The 15,432-nt window shown below is 30.8% G+C and carries 11 protein-coding genes and 1 other RNA gene; 1 reads left to right on the top strand and 11 read right to left on the bottom strand.

Translation table 11 applies throughout. The annotated features are described in order from the left end of the window. Nucleotides 1–102 precede the first annotated feature (102 nt). From CHB67_RS01635 to CHB67_RS01590, 10 genes are all read right to left on the bottom strand, one after another. A complete protein-coding gene (locus CHB67_RS01635; RefSeq protein WP_089379992.1) occupies nucleotides 103–2,880 on the bottom strand; it encodes a bifunctional aconitate hydratase 2/2-methylisocitrate dehydratase in 2,778 nt (925 codons plus the stop codon). Between the two features lie 298 nt (nucleotides 2,881–3,178). Next, the gene (locus tag CHB67_RS01630) at nucleotides 3,179–4,306 is read right to left on the bottom strand and encodes an acyltransferase family protein (protein WP_089379991.1); all 1,128 of its coding nucleotides are present in this window, start codon (nucleotides 4,304–4,306) and stop codon (nucleotides 3,179–3,181) included. A 44-nt stretch (nucleotides 4,307–4,350) separates the two neighbouring features. After that, nucleotides 4,351–4,650: RNase P RNA component class A (rnpB, locus tag CHB67_RS01625), an RNA gene on the bottom strand. A 154-nt stretch (nucleotides 4,651–4,804) separates the two neighbouring features. Next, nucleotides 4,805–5,932: a molecular chaperone DnaJ gene (dnaJ, locus tag CHB67_RS01620; RefSeq protein WP_089379990.1), complete on the bottom strand. Its 1,128-nt coding sequence runs from the start codon at nucleotides 5,930–5,932 to the stop codon at nucleotides 4,805–4,807. Nucleotides 5,933–5,942: 10 nt separating this feature from the next. Continuing rightward, a complete protein-coding gene (locus tag CHB67_RS01615; protein WP_089379989.1) occupies nucleotides 5,943–6,524 on the bottom strand; it encodes a nucleotide exchange factor GrpE in 582 nt (193 codons plus the stop codon). Between the two features lie 117 nt (nucleotides 6,525–6,641). Further along, nucleotides 6,642–7,952 carry a UDP-N-acetylglucosamine 1-carboxyvinyltransferase gene (gene murA / locus CHB67_RS01610; protein WP_089379988.1) on the bottom strand — a complete coding sequence of 437 codons (1,311 nt, stop codon included), beginning with the start codon at nucleotides 7,950–7,952 and terminating at the stop codon, nucleotides 6,642–6,644. Nucleotides 7,953–7,965: 13 nt separating this feature from the next. Further along, nucleotides 7,966–8,607, bottom strand: a complete 642-nt coding sequence (locus CHB67_RS01605) for a DUF4290 domain-containing protein (RefSeq protein WP_089379987.1) — start codon at nucleotides 8,605–8,607, stop codon at nucleotides 7,966–7,968. A gap of 62 nt (nucleotides 8,608–8,669) precedes the next feature. Next, a complete protein-coding gene (locus CHB67_RS01600) occupies nucleotides 8,670–11,006 on the bottom strand; it encodes an ATP-dependent helicase (protein ID WP_089379986.1) in 2,337 nt (778 codons plus the stop codon). Between the two features lie 59 nt (nucleotides 11,007–11,065). Beyond that, nucleotides 11,066–12,298 carry a hypothetical protein gene (locus CHB67_RS01595; protein ID WP_089379985.1) on the bottom strand — a complete coding sequence of 411 codons (1,233 nt, stop codon included), beginning with the start codon at nucleotides 12,296–12,298 and terminating at the stop codon, nucleotides 11,066–11,068. A gap of 107 nt (nucleotides 12,299–12,405) precedes the next feature. After that, nucleotides 12,406–13,767 carry an OmpP1/FadL family transporter gene (locus CHB67_RS01590; RefSeq protein WP_089379984.1) on the bottom strand — a complete coding sequence of 454 codons (1,362 nt, stop codon included), beginning with the start codon at nucleotides 13,765–13,767 and terminating at the stop codon, nucleotides 12,406–12,408. A gap of 377 nt (nucleotides 13,768–14,144) precedes the next feature. Between CHB67_RS01590 and CHB67_RS01585 the strand changes: the two genes are divergently transcribed. Then, the gene (locus tag CHB67_RS01585; RefSeq protein ID WP_089379983.1) at nucleotides 14,145–14,666 is read left to right on the top strand and encodes a DUF7935 family protein; all 522 of its coding nucleotides are present in this window, start codon (nucleotides 14,145–14,147) and stop codon (nucleotides 14,664–14,666) included. 6 nt (nucleotides 14,667–14,672) lie between these two features. Here CHB67_RS01585 and CHB67_RS01580 read toward each other — a convergent pair whose 3' ends face one another. Then, a complete protein-coding gene (locus tag CHB67_RS01580; RefSeq protein WP_089379982.1) occupies nucleotides 14,673–15,380 on the bottom strand; it encodes a Dph6-related ATP pyrophosphatase in 708 nt (235 codons plus the stop codon). Nucleotides 15,381–15,432 lie beyond the last annotated feature (52 nt).

Raw genomic sequence — 15,432 nt, 5'->3', positions numbered from 1 at the left:
TATTGAAATACTGCTAATTAATTTTAAAAATAAAAGAAATACATCATAAAAAAAGCCCAAGTGAAAACTTGAGCCTTTTAATTTTAAAATTTTAAGTCCTAATTATTTAACTAAAAGCTTATGTGATGGTTTAAACTTCGTTAAGTTAATTCCGTCAACAGCAGCTACATATTCTTCAATAGTTGGAGTTCTACCAAGTATTGTAGAAAGTACAACTACTGGTGTAGAAGAAAGTAACGATTCTCCTTTTTTCTCACCAGAATCTTTTACAACTCGTCCTTGGAAAAGACGTGTAGAAGTAGCCATTACGGTATCACCTGGCTCTGCTTTTTCTTGATTCCCCATACACAGGTTACAACCTGGTCGTTCTAAATACAATATATTTTCATACCCTGTACGTGCAGTTGATTTAGGGTCATTATCATCAAATTCGAAACCTGAATATTTTTGTAAAATATCCCAGTCACCTTCAGCCTTCAATTCATCAACAATATTGTATGTTGGTGGAGCTACTACTAATGGTGCTTTAAATTCAACTTTACCTTGTTGCTCATCAATATTTTTCAACATTTGAGCTAAAATTTTCATATCTCCTTTGTGAACCATACAAGATCCAACAAAACCAAGATCTACTTTTTTAGTTCCTCCATAAAAAGAAAGAGGTCTAATTGTATCGTGTGTATATCGTTTAGAAACATCTTCATTATTTACATCTGGATCAGCAATCATTGGCTCGTCAATAATATCTAAATCAATTATGACTTCCGCAGCATATTTTGCATTTGCATCAGGAGTTAAAGCTAGTTTTTCACCTGATTTAATTTCAGCAATTCTTTTATCTGCAATGTCAATTAAACCTTTAAGAACCTGAAGCTTATTATCCATACCTTTATCAATCATAATCTGGATTCTCCCCTTAGAAATCTCTAAAGATTCAATTAAGGTAGCATCTTCTGAAATACAAATAGAAGCTTTCGCTTTCATCTCGGCAGTCCAATCTGTAAAAGTAAACGCTTGATCAGCAGTAAGTGTTCCAATATGAACTTCAATAATTTTACCTTGAAATACATTATCTCCTCCAAACTGAGTAAGCATTTGTTGTTGTGTCGCATGAACCACATCACGGAAATCCATATAAGGTTTCATTTCTCCTTTGAAGGTAACTTTTACTGATTCTGGAATTGGCATTGAAGCTTCACCAGTGGCAAGTGCCAAGGCAACTGTTCCAGAGTCAGCACCAAATGCAACACCTTTAGACATTCTTGTGTGTGAATCTCCACCAATAATAATTGCCCAATCGTCAACAGTAATATCATTCAACACCTTGTGGATTACATCGGTCATCGGTTTGTATGTATGCTCAGGGTCACGAGCAGTAATTAAACCGAAATCGTTCATGAATTTCATCAATCTAGGAATGTTAGCTTTTGACTTATTATCCCATACTGAAGCTGTATGACAGCCTGATTGGTATGCGCCATCAACAATAGGTGAAATTATTTTTGCTGCCATCATCTCTAATTCCTGAGAAGTCATAAGCCCTGTTGTATCCTGAGAACCTACAATATTCACTTCTACTCTAACATCAGAACCAGCATGTAAAACTTTACCTGGAGTTGTTCCAACGGCATTTTTATTAAATATTTTTTCAACAGCAGTCAATCCTTGACCTTCATGAGAAATCTCTTTTGAAGAAGCAAATACAGGTGTAACTGGAATACCTAAAACTTTAGATGCAAATGTTTGCAATTTTTTCCCAAAGACAATAGCATAAGAACCGCCTGCTTTTATAAATTCAACTTTTTGAGGTGTTAAAGCAGCAGATATATCAATTAACTCTTGGTTTCCATTATACAATTTCTTTTCCTTCGTATTAATTGTAAGTACTGTTCCTGTTTCAACAGAATATACTTCCTCTAAAATAACTTCACCATCTTCATCTCTAACTGTATTTCCTTCTGCATCAACTTTTTTTACCCAATTTTTAAGATCTAATCCAATACCTCCTGTAACACCAACAGTGGTAAGGAAAATAGGTGAAATACCGTTTGTACCTGCAATAATTGGAGCAATATTAATAAATGGAACATACGGACTAGATTTTATACCTGTCCACAAAGCCACATTATTCACACCTGACATTCTAGATGAACCTACACCCATAGTACCTTTCTCTGCAATTAACATCACTCTCTTATCTGGATGTTGTTTTTGCAAAGCAAGTAATTCGTTTTGTTGTGCTTTATTATGTTCAAATATACACTGACCATGCAACTCACGATCTGATCTTGAGTGTGCATCACCACCCGGAGACAGTAAATCTGTAGAAATATCTCCTACACCAGCTATAAAGGTTACAACTTCTATTTCTTTATCTACTTCAGGTAACGTTGTGAAAAACTCAGCCTTAGCATAGCTTTCTAGAAGTTCTTTAGCTATTTTATTCCCTTTTTTAAAAGCTTGCTCTATACGATTTGTATCGGCTTCATAAAGGAATACTTGAGTTTTCAACACTTTCGCTGCTTCTTTAGCAATAGACACATCATTACCAAGCGCTAAATCTAACAATACTCCTATAGAAGGTCCTCCCTTCATATGCGACAATTGTTCAAAAGCAAAGGAAGGCGAAATTTCTTCAACAATAGCTTCTCCAAGAATAATCTCTTTTAAAAAGGTCGCTTTTACACCAGCAGCACTTGTTGTACCAGGTAAAACATTATAAATAAAGAAATTCAAAGAATCTTCTCTGTATACATTATTTACATCTTTAATTTGCTCAATAATTTCGCTTAATAATTCAGCTCCATCAATTGGCTGTGGATTAAGTCCTTGACCTTTTCGTTCTTCGATCTGCTTGATGTAATCGTTATAAGTGTTCATAATACTTCTAGAAATTTAGGGTGGAAGCTTTTCATTTTATCATTAACAAAAGCCCTATTTATTTAGTTTTAGTTATAAAATTTTTAATCAAGCGAAGTTACAAAAAATGATGTTTTTAAATATTATAATTACTACATCAGTAGTATTTTTACATATATAAACCTCAAAAACATCTATTTTTTTTGATAATATAAAAACACCTTACGAAAACGTTGTAATTATTAAGATATGATAAAAATATTTTTATCAACTTTAATAAAAATAATATAATTAAACTTCATGTTGAATCTACTCCCTCTTAATTTCTACTAAATACTCGGTCTCTATATTTTAAAATTGGTAATTCAAAAAAATGGTAAATAAGTTTTGAAATTAATAATGTTATGGTAAGAAATAATAGGGCCATACCTCCTTTTTGAGATAATGACATGTCTTCAAAATTAAAAAATTCTTGAAGTATTAATAACACGATTGAATAATTGACAAGGTAAATTGCATAAGAGTGTATACTTAAAAACTGAATTGGTTTAAAACATACACCTGTATAATTAAGCGTTATAAAGTATGGAAAAACCAAAGCAATACTTATAAGTACAGCTTGAATATATACAAATACATAAAAAAACGGATTTATTTCTGGTGTTAATTGATAACTAAAAATTATTAAATGAATTCCAAAAAAACCTAAAATCCCAAAAAACAATAAGTGCTTTTTATATGAGTTAAAAAATTGCTTATAAACACTTATTGCATAAGCAAGCAAAAATCCAATATAAATACTGTCTACCCTATAAATAACTACTTTTCTGAATGAAATACTCCAACTATGGTATGAAACTATTGTTGTGTTCAAATAATAATTAATTTTTATAAAAGTCAAAAGAACAACTACAATTAATGTAGTATACAAAAATAATTTTTGCTTATTTCCTTTATTGAATAACTTAAAACTATAAAAAAGCAAGGAAGGAACAACTAGATACGCATATTCCTCTATAGATAAACTCCAAGCTTCAGTAAAAAAATTAGGATGAGGAGCTATGAAATTTTGCAAAAATGGAATATACAAAGCCCAATTTTCTGGTAATTGTTTTCCTAAAATTATAAAAATAAAAACATTTAGAAATAGCACTAAAAAATAATTAGGAAGTGTACGAAGCCACCTACGCTTCCAAAAGATAATTAAATCTTTTGAACTTGTTTTGTTTAATTTTAATTGTTTCAATAAAATTCCACCTATTAAATATCCACTTAATACAAAAAACAAATCTACTCCTATAGCGCCTAAAATGCGTACAGCTGTAATAAATAAGTTTACTTCATTCGGAAAAATTAAAAAAGTAAGATGAGATACGAGGACTAAAGAAATGGCTAAAGCTCTCAAAAAATCAAGACCAAAAATGCGATTAAATTTTGTGGAAACCATTCATTTAAATTTCAATAAATGTACTGTTTTTATTAAAGTTTAAAAAATTAAGTAGGTCTATAAGCCGGATCCTGTTCTTTAAAAAAGCTCTTATCATTTATCTAGGCTATAAATTACTCTATAGCTCAAGCTGCCTACCCCTTGAAATAAAGCGAGTAACTCTAAAATTTCAATATACATGACATTTCACCGCATAGAGTTTACCTGGTTTCACTACAGCCGAACTGTACTTGCTTTCTGTTGCACTTGTCCTCAACTCACGCTGGACGGATGTTATCCGCTATGCTACTCTATGGTGTCCGGACTTTCCTCTTTATTACTAAAGCGATAAGACGACCTACTTAATTTTTGCAAAAGTACGTATTTTAAATAAGAAACCCACTCAAAATTTGAGTGGGAAAATTGCTATGAAAAAGAAAAAGTGTTGTTAGCTATTAACCAACAACACTTCAAATATAATTTTTATTATCAATAATTCTAAAAAAATTGATATTTTTTTTATGAAAACATGTCTTTTACTTTCTCAAAAAACGATTTATCAAATTTTGACGGGTTTGGAGTGAAATTCTCATCTGTTTTCATAGCCTCAAAAAACTTCTTTTGTTCTTTTGATAAACTTTGAGGTGTCCAAACATTTACATGAACTAACAAATCTCCATTACCATAATGATCAATACTTGGTAACCCCTTACCTCTAAGTCTTAAAATTTTTCCAGATTGTGTACCTGGTTCAATTTTAATTTTTACTTTGCCAGAAACCGTATCAATATTTTTGCTTTCACCTAAAACAGCTTCAGAATAATTAACGTATAAATCGTAGTGTAAATTAGTTCCTTCACGTTTTAAAGTATCGTGTTTAATTTCTTCAATTACAACTATTAAATCTCCATCAATAGCATTATTTCCAGGAGCAGCGTTTCCTTTTCCATTCACTTTTAACTGCACTCCTTCTGTTACACCTGCTGGTATTTCAATGGTAACCGTTTCTTCATTTACTATTAAACCACTGCTATCAGCATTTTTAGGTTTTTTATCTATAATTTCACCAGCACCATGACACGTTGGACAGGTGGATGCAGACTGCATACGACCTAAAATAGTATTGGTTACACGCATTACTTGCCCTGAACCATTACAAGTACTACATGATTTGTATGTAGCACCTTCAGCCATAATTTTTCTACGAACTTTTACTTTTTTCTCAACACCTTTAGCGATTTCTTCAAGTGTTAATTTTACTCTAATTCGTAAGTTGCTTCCTTTAACACGTGCTCTACCTCTTGAGCCTCCGCCGCCGAAACCTCCGAAGCCACCTCCGCCGCCGCCAAAAATATCTCCGAACTGGCTAAATATGTCATCCATATTCATTCCACCACCTCCGAAGCCACCTCCTCCTTGAGGGCCTTCAAAACCTGCATGACCATATTGATCATATCTGGCTCTTTTATTTTCGTCACTTAAAATTTCGTAAGCTTCTGCAGCTTTTTTAAAATTTTCTTCAGCAGCTTTATCATCAGGGTTTTTATCTGGATGATACTTTACAGCCATTTTTCGATAGCCTTTCTTTATTTCTGCAGGGGTAGCATTTTTGGAAACGCCTAAAATCTCGTAAAAATCTTGCTTCATTTTGTCTTATTTATTGTCCTATAACAACTTTTGGATATCTAATTATTTTATCACCTAGCTTATAACCTTGTTCTACAACATCAATTACTTTTCCTTTTAATTCAGGTGAAGGGGCTGGAATTTGTGTAATAGCTTCATGCAATTCAGCATCAAAAACTTCACCTTGTTCAACTTTTATTGGAGTTAATCCTTTTTGAGATAAGGTGTTTACTAATTTATTATTAATTAATTCCATTCCTTTTAAAGCTGCATCATCTTCCGATTTTTTTAATTCAGCTAAACCTCTGTCAAAATCATCTAAAATTGGCAATAAAACTGACATTAATTCTTCATTGGCAGTTTTAAATAATTCTATGCGTTCTCTAGATGTTCTTTTCTTATAATTTTCAAATTCGGCAAATAAGCGTAAAAATTTATCTTTTTCTTGCTTAACTTCTTCAGTTAATTGCTCTTCAACAGATATCTCTTGCGCTTCTTCCTGTGGATTGGTTTCTGTATCCTGTATATCTTTGTCTTCTATGTTATCTTTATTTTCACTCATAATCTTTCGATAAAAATTAAATTTCTTTAAAGCTTGCAAAAGTATTGCCATTTTTTAATATATGCCAATCTGACAATTGAATTTATTGTTTATTTCTGATTAAATTCATAAAAAAATGGATATTTATGTTGTATAAATATCCATTTTGTATTGTAGGTTTATTTTAATTTAAGCATCAATTCTTGTAATTTTTGCTCCAATTGCTTGTAAACGCGTATCTATATTTTGATAACCTCGGTCTATTTGTTCAATATTATAAATGGTACTTGTACCTTTGGCCGATAATGCTGCAATTAATAGCGAAATACCTGCTCTAATATCAGGTGAAGTCATTGTGGTAGCATTTAAACTTGACTCATGATTCATACCTATTACTGTTGCTCTATGCGGATCACATAAAATTACTTTGGCTCCCATATCAATTAATTTATCTACAAAGAATAAGCGACTTTCAAACATTTTTTGATGAATTAATACGCTTCCTTTTGCTTGTGTAGCTACAACCAACATAATACTTAATAAGTCGGGTGTAAAACCTGGCCAAGGAGCATCTGAAATTGTTAAGATAGAACCATCAATAAAGTTTTGAATTTCATAACTTTCTTGTTCAGGAATAAAAATATCGTCACCTCTACGCTCTAAATTAATTCCTATTTTTTGAAAAATTCGTGGAATTAATCCTAAATCGTTCCAACTTACATTTTTAATTGTGATTGAAGATTTTGTCATTGCAGCCATGCCAATCCAGCTACCAATTTCAATCATATCAGGTAATACTCTATGAGTACATCCTTTCAGATTATTTACACCTTCAATTGTTAATAAATTAGAACCAACACCTGTAATTTTTGCCCCCATACTATTCAACATTTTACATAATTGTTGAATATAAGGTTCACACGCGGCGTTGTAAATAGTCGTAATTCCTTTAGCTAAAACTGCTGCCATTACAATATTTGCTGTACCTGTTACCGAAGCTTCATCCAATAACATATCTGCTCCCGTTAAATATTCTGCTTCAACTCCGTAAAACTTTTCGTCTTTGTTGTATCTAAAAGTCGCGCCTAGCTTTATAAACCCTTCGAAATGAGTATCTAACCTACGTCTCCCTATTTTATCTCCTCCTGGACGTGGTATATAACCTTTTCCAAAGCGAGCCAACAAAGGACCAACAATCATAATAGACCCTCTTAATGAGCTACCGTCTTTTTTGAATTGGTCAGATTCTAAATAATCTAAATTTATTTCATCAGCCTGAAACGTATAAGTATCTTCACTTAGTCTTTCAACCTTTACACCTAATTCACCTAAAACATAAATTAATTTGTTAACATCAATAATATTTGGAATATTACTTATGGTAACCTTTTCTGGAGTTAATAAAACCGCACAAAGAACTTGTAAAGCCTCATTTTTAGCTCCCTGAGGAGTAATTTCACCACTTAATTTATAACCACCTTCTATTACAAATTTTGCCATTATTTTGGGTTATTTAGTTAGATTTATAGTTTTTCTTTTTATAATCCTGACGTTGTTTACCCGTACTTTTAGTTGTTGGTTTTCTTTTCTTAAGCAACTCTTTAACTTCAGATAACGGTTCATTTTTATCGGTTAAATCAATTTTTCCATTAGATAATTCTGCTAAGTGTTTAAAAATCACTTTATCATCAACAGTATCTTTATTCCAATTTAAATAGCATTTTTTCATATGATTTGCTATTGCAAAATATAATGCATCACGAGGTTCACCTTCTTCCCAAGTTAAAGCCACATCAATCATAGTTTGAATGTTATTACCGTAAAAACGATATTTTGAAGCAGATTTAGGATACGCTAACGCTTCTGGTTTTGCTTGTAGTTCTTCTCTTGATGGTTTTTCATAAGGGGAATCTACTTCCAATTCAAAATCAGACATTATGAATAATTGATCCCAAAGCTTGTGTTTAAAATCTGGAACATCACGTAAATGAGGTTGTAAATTCCCCATAACATCTACAATAGCTTTTGCCATTTTATTTCGTTCTTCAAGATCTTCTAAAGCCTTACAATGATCTATTAATTTTTGTATATGTCTACCATATTCTGGTATAATTAAATGTGGTCTTTCTCCGTTATATTCTAAATCAAATTCCATGTATCTTATTCTTTTAGTTTTTGCAAATTACAATATAAATATTGGTTTAACAATGCTTTTTTTTAGCTTATAATTTTAAGCTTTGCAAATTGTAATAATAATTTTTTAACCCCTACAGAAGCAAACCTAATCTCGGCTTTTTGATTTGCTGCTGAACCTTCTAAACTAAGTACTTCTCCCTTACCAAACTTAGTGTGTTCTACAATATTCCCGACAGTTACTTTACTATCAAATAAATTCGCAGAAGCAGTAGTTGGTTTACTGGTTACTTTTTTTAAGTTTTTAGGCGCTTGAAACTCAACTTTAGGTACTGGTTTCTTATTAGTAGGTGTACGCTGAATTGGTTTTTTAAAACGAATTTTATTTTGAGGAACACTTCCAAAAATATCATCATTTAAAAATTTAGTTTGTTTAAACTCTGTAACCTGAGGAGCAATGTGTTCTACAAATTTTTCATCAATTTCTTGTATAAATCTACTTGGCTCACAATCAACTAATTTTCCCCAACGGTAACGCATTTGAGCATAACATAAATACGCTTGTTTTTCAGCTCTTGTTAATGCAACATAAAATAAGCGTCTTTCTTCTTCAAGTTCACTTCTAGTATTCATACTCATTGCTGAAGGAAATAAATTCTCTTCCAATCCAATAATATAAACATAAGAATACTCTAACCCTTTAGACATGTGAATAGTCATTAAAGAGACCTTTGGAGAATCATCTTTTGCTTCTTTATCTAAATCTGATGCTAAAGCTGCATCTTCCAAGAAAAATGCTAAAGAATCATCTTCTCCTTTTTCTTTCTGTTCAACAGTGAAATTTTTAATGGCATTTAGCAACTCTTGAATATTTTCAACTTTACTAACACCTTCAGGAGTGCCATCTTTTTCTAAATCCTTAATAATTCGGGTTTGCTTCACCACAAAATCAGCAACTTCAAAAGCATTTTTTGTTTCAGCTTCAATTTTAAAATGCTGAATCATAGTTGCAAAATTGTTCAATTTTGTTTTTACTCCAGCATTTAAATTAATATCTGTAGCTCCTAAATTACATATAATTTCAAAAATTGATTTATTATAATGATTTGCTGCAACCGACAACTTATCAACAGTTGAAGATCCAATACCTCTTAAAGGGTAATTGATAACACGTTTTAACGCTTCTTCATCATTCGGATTTATTAACAACCGTAAGTACGCTAATGTGTCTTTAATTTCTTTACGCTGATAAAATGAAAGACCTCCATAAATTACATAGTCAATGTTATAATTTCTATGTCTAAAAACATCCTCTATTGCACGAGTTTGAGAATTCGTTCTATATAGAATTGCAACATCCGATAAACTTATTTCATTCTCTTTTACATGGTCTAATATTGAATTTGCAACAAATTCAGCTTCTTTAACCTCTGTTATAGTTCGCATTATTTTAACACGCTCACCATCATTATTATCTGTCCAAACTTCTTTATCTAACTTCGTTTTATTTTTTTCAATAACACTATTTGCAGCTTCAACAATATTGTTTGAAGATCTGTAATTTTGCTCTAATTTAAATATTTTAACATTATCATAATTTTTTTGAAAATTTAAGATATTTTGAATATTTGCTCCACGAAAGGCATAAATACTTTGAGAATCATCACCTACAACACAAATGTTTTGAAAACGATCAGACAGTGCTTTCACTATTAAATATTGTGAATGATTTGTATCTTGATACTCATCAACCAAAATATACCTAAATCTATCTTGATATTTAGCTAAAACTGCTGGATATTGTGATAATAACTGATTGGTTCTTAATAATAAATCATCAAAATCCATAGAACCAGCTTTAAAACAACGATCTACATATCGCTGATAAATCTCTCCCATTTTTGGTCGTTGTGCCATTTTATCGGCTTCAATCAAATCTGGATTGTTATAATATGCTTTTACAGTTATTAAACTATTTTTAAAAGACGAAATTCTTCCCAAAACCTGCTTCGATTTGTAAATTTCTTTGTCCAAGCCCATTTCTTTAATGATAGAAGAAATCAACCGAACTGAATCTTGTGAATCGTAAATTGTAAAATTTGAAGGAAACCCTAAATGATGTCCTTCAGACCTCAAAATTCTAGCAAAAACAGAGTGAAAAGTTCCCATCCATAAGTTTTTTGCTTCAGAAGTACCTACAACAGTACCAATACGTTCTTTCATTTCACGTGCCGCCTTATTGGTAAAGGTTAATGATAAAATGTTAAAAGCATCAACACCTTTATTCATTAAATGTGCAATTCTATAGGTTAAAACACGTGTTTTACCAGAACCAGCACCAGCTATAATTATCATTGGGCCGTCTTTATGAACTACGGCTTCTCTTTGAGATTCGTTAAGGTTATCTAAGTATTTATCCACAGGAAGTCTTTAAAAATTCAAATGTACTACTCCAAAATTAGTTTAGCAATAAAAGTTATCTACAAGTTTATTTTAATGCTCGTTTTTTTAAGTTGATTTATAAATATGAATAGCAAGCCTAACACCAATAAAACACTCACACAAAGCAATAATAATTGGTAATTATGAATAGGTGTTAAACCAATTAACAGTAAAAAACCTTGCGTAAAAAGTAACAATTCGGTTGCTACAACGCCAATTAAAAAAATAACCAACCCAATTTTTGAACTGGTGGTTTTTAGTTGAATTTTATGTAATTGTATTAAAATTAAAAAAACAAAAACACTCATAAATCCTAAAGTAAATAAATGCAAATATCCGATGATTAAAAATGGCTTTAAAGCCAATGATTTTTCTACAAAATAAGGTAACGAAGACAGTATTTGTATTACAATTTTTAAACTATAAGCAATTACGCCAAACTTTAATAATACTTTAGAAATAGCTTTCCATTTTAATTGATGGTAAACCTTCTTCAGAATTCTAAATAGATAAACCAAAGAAATTAGTTGTAAAATAGTAGCTAAAAATCCAATAATATGAAACGTTAAACCTACTTTACTCCATAAAATTGATAATGCATAAGCAGGAATACAAGCTATATTTAGAAATATAAAAAAGTACTTCTGAAGATTCTCTGAAATTACAATCTGTTGATTTTCAATGATTTTAAACAACAAACCAAACAGTACAAAAACAAAATACCCGTTGTATAAAAAATGTAAATAAAAATAAACGGTGTTGTAATACAATTCTGTTTTTCCTTGCGAAACAAGCACATAAGCTAAAAACCATGTTGCTAAACTTGATAGCAAATAATAATAAATTCCGTATTTTATTAATTTAGTCGAAATACATTCTCCCTTAATATCCTTCAATAATTTAAAAGATAATACATAAGAAGTAACTCCGAAAAGACACAATAATACAATGGAAAATAATTTGTAACCTCCTAAAGGAAAACTGAATAGCATTAATGTTACCGTTATAAAAATCACCAATAAAGTTATTTTATAAATGTGTTTTTGTTTGATAGTACTTGAAACAAAACACTGAATAATTGCGCCAATAGTTGCAATATAACCCCAACCTAAAAAGGCAACGTGGGAATGACTTTGCAAGAAGTTTTTATAGGTAAACGACTGTATAGGAAAAACAAAATTCCAACGAATTAGCAATCCATACAATGCCGATAAAATAAATAAAGCAAGTGAAAATAGATAGAACGGTTTCTCTTTTTTAAAAAATTGCATCAAATTAATTTAGAACTACAAATTAACAAGAAATTAATTAATTTTCAGTTTTAGCAAAAAAAAAGCGGTTTCAAATGAAACCGCTTTTAACTTCTTTTAAAGATATATTATTTCATGAAATCATAAGAGATTCCTAACATAATCATACTTGTATTCATTTTATACCCAACTGATGTACCTGGAATTGCTCCATAAGGATTTGAAGCACTAGCCATCATAGGATTTAATAAATTTCCTGTAGTTGAACCACCGCTTGTTCCGTAGTGAAATACTCCATTCAATTTAAATTTATCGCTAAACTCATATCCTAAACCAAATTGATACGCATTTTTAATAACTGCTGTTGCAGGAATTGAAAAGAACGCTAATTCATTAGCTATAGGGTTTGAACTATAAGTATAACCAAATCTTAAAGGTAATTTATCAACTAATTTTAATTGAAGACCTGCTGAAATAATATTCACATCATTCCACCCAAAACCTTGAACTGAACCTGTTCTAGTCCAACCTTTTGCTGCAAATCCATCAGTATTTGTGTAATCTACATTTCTATAATCAACCGTAATATCAAATGCATCTGTTGTATAACCAACACCTAAAGAAATTATTGCTGGATAATCCATATTAAATTGAGTATCTCTAGCTGCAGAACCATCTAAAAAAGTATTTTTGAATTCAAAATCACTAAATGATTGTGCTGATTTGTATGAAGCACCTAATTTAACTCCACCTTCAGAAGCATAATATAAACCTACTTGACCTCCAAAACCAAATGCTGAAGCTTTATCACTTTCAGGGTAACCTAACGTAGGGCTAGGTGAAGAAAGTGGGCTTGGTGCTAATTCTAAAGAAGCGTAGTTAAAGTTCGGTTGAATACCTATAGAGAATCCTTTTAAAATTTCATAAGACCAAGATAATGAAACCTGCATTAACATATAATCTGATTCAATATGTCCAAAACCATTCATGCTTTGAGGGTAACTAATAGGATTTGACGCATTAGGATTCCACGCTGGATTAGGGTTTCCATCCGCATCCATTGGTAAATTCGTTTCTTGAGGAAACGTAACTCCAAAACCACTAATACCAAAAGCAGAAACTCCAAAAGTACTTTTACTTCCTTCTTTTCCGTAAACAAAACCAATTGCTGGCATAGGCGATATACCTCTATCATCTTTTGTAATACCTGAAACAGCTGGAGATCCTGGAAACATCATTCCTGCAGGAATACTAGAACTTAACTCTGGTGAAGATGAGAATGCTCCTATGCTAAAATCTAATATTTTTCCATCAAAAGCAGATAAAGTAGCAGGGTTCCATTGCATTGCTCCACTAATATCTAATGGCATTGCAGTTGCTGCACCACCCATTGACATATTAACGGCTCCTACACCTTGCATAATATGACCGGCTTGAGCAAAAGTAGCAGTTGTAAAAAACACTACCATAAATTTTAATAAATTCTTCATAATTGTTTGTTTAATTTAATGTTTGATTTTTGTGTTAATTCTTATTTCTAAAGTTCTTTTCAATATTGTTAAAACCTTATTTACATTCACAAAAATAATTATATTTCTATTGTAAAGCTATTACAATTACTATTGGTTATCACTTAAAAATAGAACATATGTTTATAAATGTATCATATTTAGATAAACTTTAATAAAAAATAAAATTAGATAGATTGCTAGTTAAAACTACTGACAATTATCAGTAATCTTATTTTAGAATGTAACAATGGTTACTAAGCAACAATTACTACAATATACATTTATATTAAATAATATAAATTGTGAATATTCATAAACATAAGCTAAATTTGATTTTTTATAAATATAAAATACGAATGGATTTAGATCGAATTATTGAATTATTAAGTTATACAATTCCTTCAGTTGTTACTGGTTTAGTGGCGTATTATTTTTTTGTGAATCATACTAAAAATGAACAACAAAAATTAAAATTATCACTTTTAAAAGAAAATCAAAAAAAAGCTTTACCCATAAAATTACAAGCTTATGAACGTATGACGTTATTTTTAGAGCGAATAAATCCTTCTAACTTATTAATAAGAATTACTTCTGTTAATAACGACAAAAACGCTTATGCAGTAAGTATTGTAAATAGTATTGAACAAGAGTTTGAGCATAATTTAGCGCAACAAATATATATATCAAATGAGTGTTGGAATGTTATTGTTGCTTCAAAAAACACCACTATTCAATTGATAACCAACACTAGTAAACTTGAAAATATAACTAACGCTCAAGAGTTAAGAGAAGCTATTTTAACAAAAATGATTGAAGTTTCACCTCCAAGTAAAACGGCTTTGGCTTTTATTAAGAATGAAGTGAAAGACATCATTTAATACTACTTATGAAGGTATTAAATCGCAAAAATGAAAACCAGCAGGTTTAGTTGAATTATCATTTTTAGTAATTTCATATTCTCTATATGTTATTTCACCTAATTCAAACTTTATTGGGTTTTTAAAAATTGGTCCGTCAAAAACAAACGTATGAAATTCTCCATTTTCTCCACAAGGGTCTACGTTTTTAGGTAAGTCTTTTAAGAAATCTTTATCTATAACTCTACCTGCAAAATCGTTTCCTAAAAGTTCAGCGTTACAACAAACAACCATTGTTTTAAAACCTAAGTCTATAAATTCGTTTACAAGTTCAGTTGTATCTCGTTTCCAAAGTGGAAAATTCCCTTTTAAACCAACTTCTTTTAATCTTGTTTCACGATAAACACGTAAATCTTCCAAAAAAATATCTCCAAAAATACTATGTGTAATTTTCTGATTATTTATTTCAGCAAGTTGCTCCTTCATAATGGAATCATAATCTTCCATTGAAGGTGTTTCGGGTAACAAAATTCTCTTTATAGGAAGTCCTAATTCTATTCCTTGCGCAGTCAACAATTCATTACGAACACCGTGCATAGAAATTCTATCATATTTTGAATTTACCGTAGTAACTAACTTTGTAATATCAAACTTACCTTCCTTTAAAACGTGATACAACGCTAAAGCGCTATCTTTACCTCCACTCCAATTAAAAATTGCCTTATTTTTTTCCATATCATTAAATCTTTAAACAAAAAAGTTGGTAATAGCATAAATAATCAAGCTA

This window comes from Lutibacter agarilyticus (genome assembly GCF_900188235.1).
GTDB lineage: Bacteria > Bacteroidota > Bacteroidia > Flavobacteriales > Flavobacteriaceae > Lutibacter > Lutibacter agarilyticus.
The sequence above is the reverse complement of the archived record's forward strand: the minus strand, read 5'-3'. Positions and strand labels throughout refer to the sequence as shown.

Bases quoted from the DNA above. Each gene is read 5' to 3' on its own strand.
- CHB67_RS01605 (WP_089379987.1), bottom strand. From the start codon at position 8,607: ATGGAATTTGATTTAGAATATAACGGAGAAAGACCACATTTAATTATA.
- murA (WP_089379988.1), bottom strand. From the start codon at position 7,952: ATGGCAAAATTTGTAATAGAAGGTGGTTATAAATTAAGTGGTGAAATT.
- CHB67_RS01590 (WP_089379984.1), bottom strand. From the start codon at position 13,767: ATGAAGAATTTATTAAAATTTATGGTAGTGTTTTTTACAACTGCTACT.
- CHB67_RS01615 (WP_089379989.1), bottom strand. From the start codon at position 6,524: ATGGCAATACTTTTGCAAGCTTTAAAGAAATTTAATTTTTATCGAAAG.
- CHB67_RS01595 (WP_089379985.1), bottom strand. From the start codon at position 12,298: ATGCAATTTTTTAAAAAAGAGAAACCGTTCTATCTATTTTCACTTGCT.
- dnaJ (WP_089379990.1), bottom strand. From the start codon at position 5,932: ATGAAGCAAGATTTTTACGAGATTTTAGGCGTTTCCAAAAATGCTACC.
- CHB67_RS01635 (WP_089379992.1), bottom strand. From the start codon at position 2,880: ATGAACACTTATAACGATTACATCAAGCAGATCGAAGAACGAAAAGGT.
- CHB67_RS01580 (WP_089379982.1), bottom strand. From the start codon at position 15,380: ATGGAAAAAAATAAGGCAATTTTTAATTGGAGTGGAGGTAAAGATAGC.
- CHB67_RS01585 (WP_089379983.1), top strand. From the start codon at position 14,145: ATGGATTTAGATCGAATTATTGAATTATTAAGTTATACAATTCCTTCA.
- CHB67_RS01630 (WP_089379991.1), bottom strand. From the start codon at position 4,306: ATGGTTTCCACAAAATTTAATCGCATTTTTGGTCTTGATTTTTTGAGA.